The 8,041-nt window shown below is 68.7% G+C and carries 9 protein-coding genes and 1 pseudogene; 7 read left to right on the top strand and 3 right to left on the bottom strand.

The features are described from left to right. Nucleotides 1-514: pseudogene (locus tag ACK4I0_RS09920) on the bottom strand (sensor histidine kinase); the annotation flags it as partial. Nucleotides 515-642: 128 nt separating this feature from the next. On the opposite strand from ACK4I0_RS09920, the gene ACK4I0_RS09915 reads away from it, so the two are divergent. Both ACK4I0_RS09915 and ACK4I0_RS09910 read left to right on the top strand, forming a co-directional pair. After that, the gene (locus tag ACK4I0_RS09915) at nucleotides 643-1,071 is read left to right on the top strand and encodes a SufE family protein (RefSeq protein ID WP_409610465.1); all 429 of its coding nucleotides are present in this window, start codon (nucleotides 643-645) and stop codon (nucleotides 1,069-1,071) included. Nucleotides 1,072-1,146: 75 nt separating this feature from the next. Next, entirely contained in the window at nucleotides 1,147-1,701 is a 555-nt protein-coding gene (locus ACK4I0_RS09910) for a hemerythrin domain-containing protein (RefSeq protein WP_409610463.1), read from the top strand. Here the strand turns inward: ACK4I0_RS09910 and ACK4I0_RS09905 are convergent. Both ACK4I0_RS09905 and ACK4I0_RS09900 read right to left on the bottom strand, forming a co-directional pair. Further along, a complete protein-coding gene (locus ACK4I0_RS09905) occupies nucleotides 1,672-2,073 on the bottom strand; it encodes a DUF6456 domain-containing protein (protein WP_409610461.1) in 402 nt (133 codons plus the stop codon). The two genes, ACK4I0_RS09910 and ACK4I0_RS09905, sit on opposite strands and share 30 nt — an antisense overlap. Nucleotides 2,074-2,299: 226 nt before the next feature. Beyond that, nucleotides 2,300-2,656 (bottom strand): chromosomal replication initiator DnaA, encoded by a 357-nt coding sequence (locus tag ACK4I0_RS09900; protein ID WP_409610459.1) that lies wholly within the window; start codon nucleotides 2,654-2,656, stop codon nucleotides 2,300-2,302. A gap of 316 nt (nucleotides 2,657-2,972) precedes the next feature. Here ACK4I0_RS09900 and ctrA point away from each other — a divergent pair, with 316 nt between their 5' ends. The 5 genes from ctrA (at nucleotide 2,973) to murB (ending at nucleotide 8,034) form a co-directional block, all read left to right on the top strand. Next, the gene (ctrA, locus tag ACK4I0_RS09895) at nucleotides 2,973-3,674 is read left to right on the top strand and encodes a response regulator transcription factor CtrA (protein WP_409610457.1); all 702 of its coding nucleotides are present in this window, start codon (nucleotides 2,973-2,975) and stop codon (nucleotides 3,672-3,674) included. A gap of 92 nt (nucleotides 3,675-3,766) precedes the next feature. Further along, nucleotides 3,767-4,510, top strand: a complete 744-nt coding sequence (locus tag ACK4I0_RS09890; protein ID WP_409610455.1) for a WecB/TagA/CpsF family glycosyltransferase — start codon at nucleotides 3,767-3,769, stop codon at nucleotides 4,508-4,510. A gap of 35 nt (nucleotides 4,511-4,545) precedes the next feature. Continuing rightward, the gene (locus tag ACK4I0_RS09885; protein WP_409610453.1) at nucleotides 4,546-5,628 is read left to right on the top strand and encodes an endo-1,4-beta-xylanase; all 1,083 of its coding nucleotides are present in this window, start codon (nucleotides 4,546-4,548) and stop codon (nucleotides 5,626-5,628) included. Nucleotides 5,629-5,677: 49 nt separating this feature from the next. Beyond that, on the top strand, nucleotides 5,678-7,123 hold the full coding sequence (gene murC, locus ACK4I0_RS09880; protein ID WP_409610451.1) for a UDP-N-acetylmuramate--L-alanine ligase: 1,446 nt from the start codon (nucleotides 5,678-5,680) through the stop codon (nucleotides 7,121-7,123). Further along, entirely contained in the window at nucleotides 7,120-8,034 is a 915-nt protein-coding gene (gene murB, locus ACK4I0_RS09875) for a UDP-N-acetylmuramate dehydrogenase (RefSeq protein WP_409610449.1), read from the top strand. Before murC ends, murB begins: the two co-directional genes overlap by 4 nt. Nucleotides 8,035-8,041 lie beyond the last annotated feature (7 nt).

The following is an 8,041-nucleotide window of genomic DNA, read 5'->3' as shown; positions in this document are numbered from 1 at the left end:
GGGGCCGGCCGGCCAGACCGGGGGCCAGCGCCGCCGCCCCCGCCGTCAGCACGGCGGTCACGGCCGCCAGCCCCGCGCCCCCCGCCTCGGCGCCCCCCAGCGCCGAGGTGAGCAATCCCGACCCGGCCGCCAGCATGGCGCCCATGGCTCCGGCCTCGACCCAGCGGCGCTCGCCCAGCGCCAGCCCGGCGGCCAGGGGCGCGAACACCAGTCCGGCGAGAGGCCCGGCCAGACCGCCGGTCAGACCCGCGGCCAGCACGGCGGCCAGGGTCCAGCCCGCGATCAGCGCCATCCGGCTTTGCGCGTCGCGGCGGCGGGTCAGGACCAGCAGGCCGCCCAGGCCCGGAAGCGCCAGCACCAGCAGGCCCGCCAGCGACGCCGCGCCCAGGTCCGGCGAGCTCCAGGCCGCGCCCAGCGCGGTCAGCCCCAGCGCCCCGGCCCACGCGGCATGCCAGGCGGCGACGGCCGGAAGGGCCTCCGCGATCGGATCTGACGTGAGGGTGGTGCGGGACAAGCGGGCTTCAGCCTCGGTGCAAAATACGGCCGAGCCTAGGCGCGCGAGTGAGTCGCCCCAAGCGCGCGCACCTCACAGGCGAACCGCCGCCGTGGACAAGTCGGGGGCCGGGACCCTATCTGCACCGCATGACAACGCCGCCCGCCCTTTCGATCGACGAGACCCTGGCCGAACTGGTCGAGGAGTTCGACCTGCTGGGCGACTGGGAGGGGCGCATCGGCTACGTCATCGACCTTGGCAAGGGGCTGGATCCGCTGCCCGACGCCGCGCGGATCGAGGCCAACAAGGTGCCGGGCTGCGCGGCCCAGGTCTGGCTGTCCAGCCGCCGGGAGGCCGGCCGGCTGTGGTTTGACGCCGATTCCGACAGCGCCCTGTCCAAGGGCAACATCGCCCTGCTGCTGAAGCTGTACTCGGGCCGCGCCCCGGCCGAGATCCTCGGCTTCGACGCGCGCGCCGCCCTGGACCGGCTGGGCCTGCCCTCGGCCCTGACGCGCCAGCGCGCCAATGGGCTGAACAGCATGGTCGGGCGCATCCGCGAGGCGGCGGCGGCCGGCTGATACATCGACAATCGTTCGCAGGGAACATCGCGCGTGCGGGCCTCTTTCCCGGTCTCAGGACCAGGAGAAGACATCATGACGCAGACCTACGAGCAGATGGACGCGATCGCCATGCTGAAGGCTGATCACCGCAAGGTGGAGGAGATCTTCGAGGCGTTCGAGAAGGCGCGCAGCCGTGACAGAAAACAGGCGCTGGCTGAGCAGGCCTGCCTGGAGCTGAAGGTCCATACGCTGATCGAAGAGGAAATCTTCTATCCGGCCTGTCGTGGACGGATCGAGGACGATCTCGTCGATGAGGCTTATGTCGAGCACGACAGCGCCAAGACCCTCATCAATGACATCGAAGCGGGCGGTCCCGAGGACGACTTCTACGACGCCAAGGTCAAGGTGCTGTCAGAACTGATCGAACACCACGTCGAGGAAGAGGAAAAGCGGGTCGAGGGCATGTTCAGCCAGGCGCGAGCGGCAGGCCTGGATATGGACGCGCTGGCGGATCGGATGCGCGAACGGCGCCGGGCTGCGATGGAGGAGTTTCAAACCGGCAAGCCCGCGCAGACCCTCACGATGCAGGGTGACGACACCGAACAGGCGCAGGCGCAGTCAGACGAGGCCGGAACCGTGGCGCGCTAGCGCGCCATAGTGCTCGGCCAGGGCGTCCAGCGCCCTGGCGAGTGCGAACCGGCCTTGGCGACGGCGCAGCCCGAGTCCGCGCTCGGCGACGCCGAGGGCCGTGCCGCGCACGCAGATCCAGTCCAAGGCAGCGCGATGCGCGGGCCCGACGGCGGCGAGTGCCTGCACCACGCGACGGGCGGCGGCGAGCGCCGGGTCGGTAGGCTCGCCGCGCGTTCGGCCACCTGCGCCTGAGCGGGGCAAGGCATCCCAGCGCATCGTCAGCGACGGGCCGGCCTGGGCCCGCTCGGCGTCCAGGGTCAACCGCGCGCCGGCCGCCGCCTGCGTCGCCGTCAGCAGGGGCGCTCCCGTCGGGTCGCGTCGCGCGGCCAACCATGCGACCGGCGACTGTCCGAGATTTGCGCGCCGCCGCACCATGACGCCGCCGGGCTCGATCACCACTCGCGAGCCTTCGACCAGGCCCGGCCGTCCCGCTCGTTCAGTTAAGGCGCGAGGTGCGGCTTGGCGGGCCGCAGCCGCACGCGATAGTCGTCGCCGCACGGATCGAGCCAGGCGCCGGGGCGCTCCAGAAGACCGCGCGCCCTCTCGGCCAGCCGGCTCAAGCCAACAACTCGCGCACCGGGCTGGCCGAGGGCCAGATCAGGGTTTCGCCAAGCTGTTCGACCGCCCGATCGAAGTCCGGCTCGTCGCGGCGGTCCTCGACCCAGCGACAGGCGGCGCCCGCCGTGGCGCGGTTGACGCGAAAGACATGGCCCACGCGCTCCAGTGTCCACCCGTACGTCACGTGGACAAGATAGATGGCGACCCGACGGGCATGGCAGGCGACAGGCTCGGCCCGCCCGCGCACCATCATCCGTTCGGCAGGGACGCCGAAGGCGGCGGCGACCAGATGCACCGCCAGATCAGCCTTGATCCGATCGGCCTGGCCCACTGGCACGAGATAGGCTTCCTGCATGTCCCCAAACTCCTCTGACTGCATGCGACCAGCCTAAGGCCGTCACGTGTTGAGATAGGAATATATCCCCATTCAACGTCAGAGTCGGTCGCGGCGTCGCCCTGAGGTTGCGAGCCGCTGTGGGAAGCCGGAGGCGGCGAAAATATTTTGGCTTGAGCGAATCGGGACTCTCGACGGCGATTCGCAAATCAGCCTACGATTCGTCTCAATTAGGGACGTTAACCCTTCTTAAGGTTTTGAGAGATTAACGTCCAAACAAGGTTACCGCTCGGCTTACGGGCGGATCCACCGTCAAGCTTTGCCTGGAGGGGCATGAATGCGCGTTCTGCTTATCGAAGACGATCACGCGACCGCGCAAAGCATCGAGCTGATGCTGAAGTCGGAAAGTTTCAACGTCTATACGACGGACCTGGGTGAAGAAGGCATCGATCTGGGCAAGATCTATGACTACGACCTGATCCTTCTGGACCTGAACCTGCCAGACATGAGCGGCCTCGAGGTCCTGCGTCAGCTGCGCGTGGGCAAGGTCAATACGCCGGTGATGATCCTGTCCGGAAGCCACGAGATCGAAAGCAAGGTCAAGACGTTCGGCGGCGGCGCCGACGACTATCTGACCAAGCCCTTCCACAAGGACGAGCTGATCGCCCGCGTCCACGCCGTGGTGCGTCGCTCCAAGGGGCACGCCCAGGCCATCATCCACACCGGCGAGATCGCCGTGAACCTGGACGCCAAGACGGTGGAGGTGGACGGCCACCGCGTGCACCTGACCGGCAAGGAATATCAGATGCTGGAGCTGCTTTCGCTCCGCAAGGGCACGACCCTGACCAAGGAAATGTTCCTGAACCACCTGTACGGCGGCATGGACGAGCCTGAGCTGAAGATCATCGACGTCTTCATCTGCAAGCTGCGCAAGAAGCTGGCGACGGCCGCGGGCGGCAAACACTACATCGAGACCGTCTGGGGCCGCGGCTATGTGCTGCGCGATCCGGCGGAAGGCGCCAAGAGCGTCGCGGCCTAAGGCGGCGCTAATGCCGCTAGGCTCCGCGAGCCGAGCTTAGCGCAGGAAACACACACCCGCCGGTCCGCCGGCGGGTGTTTTCGTGAGGGGTCATGCCGCAGGAACTGGCGCGGATCGAGGGCATCGGGGTCAATCTGGCGACCCTGGATCAGGCGGTGGCCGCCGCCGCAGCGCGCGCCGCGCGCGGCCAGGGCTTTCTCCTATTCACCCTGAACCTGGATCATCTGGTCAAGCTGGACGAGCCTGCTTTCCGCGCCGCCTATGCGCGCGCCGAGCTGGTCAGCGCCGACGGCTTTCCCATTGTCTGGCTGGCGCGCCGCCAGGGGGCGGTGCTGGATCGGGTGTGCGGATCCGACATGGTCGAGCCGCTGATGGCGCGAGCCGCGTGCGACGGCCTGCCCGTCTATGTCGTGGGGCCGGGGGCGAACGCCCAGGTGCGCGCGCTGGAGCGGCTGCGGGCGAACCATCCGGGCCTCAGCATTGTCGGCGCCGAGACGCCCATGGTTCCCGCTGCGCCACAGGACGATCCCGCCTTCGTCCAGGCCATGGCCGAGCGTATCGCGGCCTCGGATGCCCGGCTGGTTCTGCTGTGCCTGGGCGCGCCCAAGCAGGAACTGCTGGCCGCCGCCCTGGCGGACCGCACGCCCCAGGCCGGCTTTCTGTGCGTGGGCGCGGCCCTGGACTTCATCGCCGGCGAGGTCACCCGCGCTCCGGCCTGGGTCCAGCGGTTCAACGGCGAATGGCTGTGGCGGCTGGCCGACGATCCCAAGCGACTGGGTCTGCGCTACTGGCGCTCAGCCGTGAAGTTCGCCGACGTGGTGCGCCGTCGCCCGTAAGGCCTGGGGTAAGGTCCTCGCCTTAGGGTGGCGCCATGACCCGCGCCGATCCCTCCCGCCGTCTCGTGCTTGCCTCCGGCCTGGCGCTGGCCGCCTGCCGGTCCGAAGCCCAGCCCGCCGCCTGGACCGGACCCGTTCCGGCGCTGAAGGACATCGCGCCCTTTCCCGTCGGGGCCTGCGTGCCCAGCGCCTATCTGGACGACCCCTCCTGGGTCGAGCTGGCGCGCCGCCAGCTGGATCAGATCACGCCGGAGTGGGAGCTGAAGATGGAGTATGTGCTTCAGTCCAATCGCGGCGACTATCGCTTCGACGCGCCGGACCGGATCGCCGACTTCGCGCGCGACAACGGCCTGGGCCTGCATGGCCACGCCCTGATCTGGTATGCGCAGGAAGCGCCCTACTTCATGACCCTGGACCCCAAGCGGTTCGCCGGGGAGTACGACCGCTACATCCGAGAGGTCGCCGGCCGCTACGCTGGTCGGATGGTCGGCTGGGACGTCGTCAACGAGGCGGTGGCGGAGGACGGAAACGGCCTGCGTGACTGCCTGTGGAGCGAGCGGCTGGGCGGGCAGGAGGCCTATATCGTGCGGGCGTTCGAACAGGCAAAGGCGGCCGACCCCAACGCGGTCCTGTTCCTGAACGACTACAATCTGGAGAACAATCCGACCAAGGGGACGACCTATCTGCGTCTGGTCGAGCGGCTGCTGACGCTCGGCGCGCCGCTTAGCGGGCTGGGGGTGCAGTCGCACCTGGATATCGAGATCGCGGACGGTCAGATCCGAGATTTCATCCGCGAGGCCGCCAGGTTCGGCCTGCCCATCCACATCTCGGAACTGGACGCCAGCCAGCGGCGCGAGGGCCGGCTGCCGGACACCCGCAGTCTGAAGCACAAGCGCGCACGTCAGCACGCCCTGACGCGCGAACTGGTCTCGACCTACATGGAACTGCCGGCGGCTCAGCGGTACGGCATCACGACCTGGGCGCTGCGCGACCGCGACAGCTGGCTGCGCCGCCCGCCGCGCGACGACGGCCGAGACAGCCTGGTTCTTTTCGACGACTGGGGTCAGCCCACGGCCATGTTCGCCGGCTTTGTCGAGGGTCTGAACGGGGCGGCGTGATCGTCACGGGCCGCGTGCATTCCTGCACGTCGCTCGCTATGACGCGCGGATGATCGCGCGTCTTCGTCCCGTCCCCTTCGACATCGGCCCGGTGCACCTTGTGGGCATCGGGGGCATCGGCATGAGCGGCATCGCCGAAATCATGCTCAAGATCGGCTATGTGGTGCATGGCTCGGACGCCAAGGCGTCGGCCAACACCGAGCGGCTGGAAAGCCTGGGCGCGCGCATCTTCATCGGCCACGACGCCGCCCATGTGACCGAGGGCGTCTCGGCGGTCGTTCACTCCACCGCCGTGAAGCCGGACAATCCCGAGCTGAAGGTCGCACGCGAGCGGCGCATCCCGGTGGTGCGCCGGGCCGAGATGCTGGCCGAGCTGATGCGCCTGCAGTTCTCGATCGGCGTGGCGGGCACCCACGGCAAGACGACCACGACCTCGATGGTCGCCGCCCTGCTGGACGCGGGCGGGCTGGACCCGACCGTGGTCAACGGCGGCATCATCAACGCCTACGGCACCAACGCCAAGGTGGGCGACGGGGACTGGATCGTTGTCGAGGCCGACGAGAGCGACGGCAGCTTCCTGCGCCTGAAGTCGACGGTGGCGATCGTCACCAACATCGATCCCGAGCATCTGGACCATTACGGCGACTTCGACGGGGTGCGCCGCGCCTTTCTGGATTTCGTCGAGAACATTCCCTTCTACGGCTTCGCCGCCGTCTGCCTGGACCACCCGGAGGTGCAGCGGCTGGTCGCCGGCGTCGATAACCGGCGGCTGGTGACCTATGGGCTGAACCCCCAGGCCATGGTGCGGGCGGTCAATGTGGACATGGCGCCGGACGGCGCGCGCTTCGACGTGCTGATCCAGCAGCAGGGCCTGGCGGCTCTGGAGGAGCCGACCCGCATCGAGGGCCTGCACCTGCCCATGGCGGGCTGGCACAATGTCTCCAACGCGCTGGCGGCCATCGCCGTGGCGCGCGAGCTGGGCGTGGACGACGCCTCCATCCGCAACGGCCTGGCCGGCTTCGGCGGGGTCAAGCGGCGCTTCACCACCACGGGCGTGGTCGACGGCGTGCGCATCATCGACGACTACGGCCACCACCCGGTCGAGATCGCGGCGGTGCTAAAGGCCGCGCGTCAGGTGGCCAATCGCGGTGAGGAAAGCGGTCGCGTCGTCGCTGTGGTCCAGCCGCACCGCTACACCCGCCTGCGCGACCTGATGGACGAGTTCTCAACCTGTTTCTCGGACGCCGACAGCGTGATCGTCGCCGACGTCTATCCGGCCGGCGAGGCGCCGATCGAAGGCGTGGACAAGCACGCCCTGGTCGAAGGCGCGCGCCGCTATGGGCATCGCCATGTCCAGGCGCTTGAGAACGCCGCCGTCCTGCCGCGCCTGATCCGTGAAGAGGCCAAGTCCGGCGACATCGTTGTCCTGCTGGGCGCCGGCGACATCACCAGTTGGGCCTACGCCCTGCCGGCGCAGTTGGAGGCGCTGGCGTGATCGCTCTGCCCGAGGTGCGCGGCAAGCTGCTGCGCGACGAGCCGCTGGGGCCGTTCACCTGGTTTCGGGTCGGCGGGTCGGCGGACGTGCTGTTCATTCCGGCGGACCCCGAGGATCTGGCCGACTTTCTCAAGGCGCTGGACCCGGCGGTTGCGGTGACCGTGCTGGGCGTCGGCTCCAACGTCATCGTGCGTGACGGCGGGATCGAGGGCGTGGTCGTCCGCCTAGCCGGGCGCGCCTGGGGGCAGGTGACGGTTGAAGGCGCTGCGATCACCGCCGGCGCGGGCGCCCTGGACGCCATGGTCGCCAAGGCCTCGGCCAAGGCGGGGCTGGCGGGGCTGGAGTTCTACGCCGGCATCCCCGGCGCGGTCGGCGGCGCCCTGACCATGAATGCGGGCTGTTACGGGGCTGAGACCAAGGACGTTCTGGTCTCAGCCTGGGGCCTGACGCGCTTGGGCGAGCGGGTGGATTATGCGCTGGCGGACTTCGGCTACACCTATCGCCATTCCCAGGCGCCGACCGACATCATCTGGGTCGAGGCGACCTATCGCGGGACGCCCGACGAGCCCGCCGCCGTTCAGGCGCGCATCGACGAAATCACCAGCCGCCGCGAACAGACCCAGCCGATCCGCGAGAAGACGGGCGGCTCGACTTTCAAAAATCCGCCCGGCCATTCGTCCTGGAAGCTGGTCGACGAGGCGGGCTGGCGCGGCAAGTTGCACGCCGCACCTACGCCGCATGGAGGAGGCGGCGCCAAGTTCAGCGAGCTGCATTCCAACTTCATGATCAATCCGGGCGAGGCCACGGCCGCCGATCTGGAGAATCTGGGCGAAACCGTACGCGCGGACGTGAAAAGTAAACTCGGCGTAAACCTTGATTGGGAGATCAAGAGGATCGGCCGCCCGCTCTGAGTTCACC

It is taken from the genome of Brevundimonas sp. (genome assembly GCF_046295775.1).
In the GTDB taxonomy this organism is placed as follows: domain Bacteria; phylum Pseudomonadota; class Alphaproteobacteria; order Caulobacterales; family Caulobacteraceae; genus Brevundimonas.
The sequence above is the reverse complement of the archived record's forward strand: the minus strand, read 5'-3'. Positions and strand labels throughout refer to the sequence as shown.

Bases quoted from the DNA above. Each gene is read 5' to 3' on its own strand.
- ACK4I0_RS09915 (WP_409610465.1), top strand. From the start codon at position 643: ATGACAACGCCGCCCGCCCTTTCGATCGACGAGACCCTGGCCGAACTG.
- ACK4I0_RS09910 (WP_409610463.1), top strand. From the start codon at position 1,147: ATGACGCAGACCTACGAGCAGATGGACGCGATCGCCATGCTGAAGGCT.
- ACK4I0_RS09900 (WP_409610459.1), bottom strand. From the start codon at position 2,656: ATGCAGGAAGCCTATCTCGTGCCAGTGGGCCAGGCCGATCGGATCAAG.
- ctrA (WP_409610457.1), top strand. From the start codon at position 2,973: ATGCGCGTTCTGCTTATCGAAGACGATCACGCGACCGCGCAAAGCATC.
- ACK4I0_RS09890 (WP_409610455.1), top strand. From the start codon at position 3,767: ATGCCGCAGGAACTGGCGCGGATCGAGGGCATCGGGGTCAATCTGGCG.
- ACK4I0_RS09885 (WP_409610453.1), top strand. From the start codon at position 4,546: ATGACCCGCGCCGATCCCTCCCGCCGTCTCGTGCTTGCCTCCGGCCTG.
- murC (WP_409610451.1), top strand. From the start codon at position 5,678: ATGATCGCGCGTCTTCGTCCCGTCCCCTTCGACATCGGCCCGGTGCAC.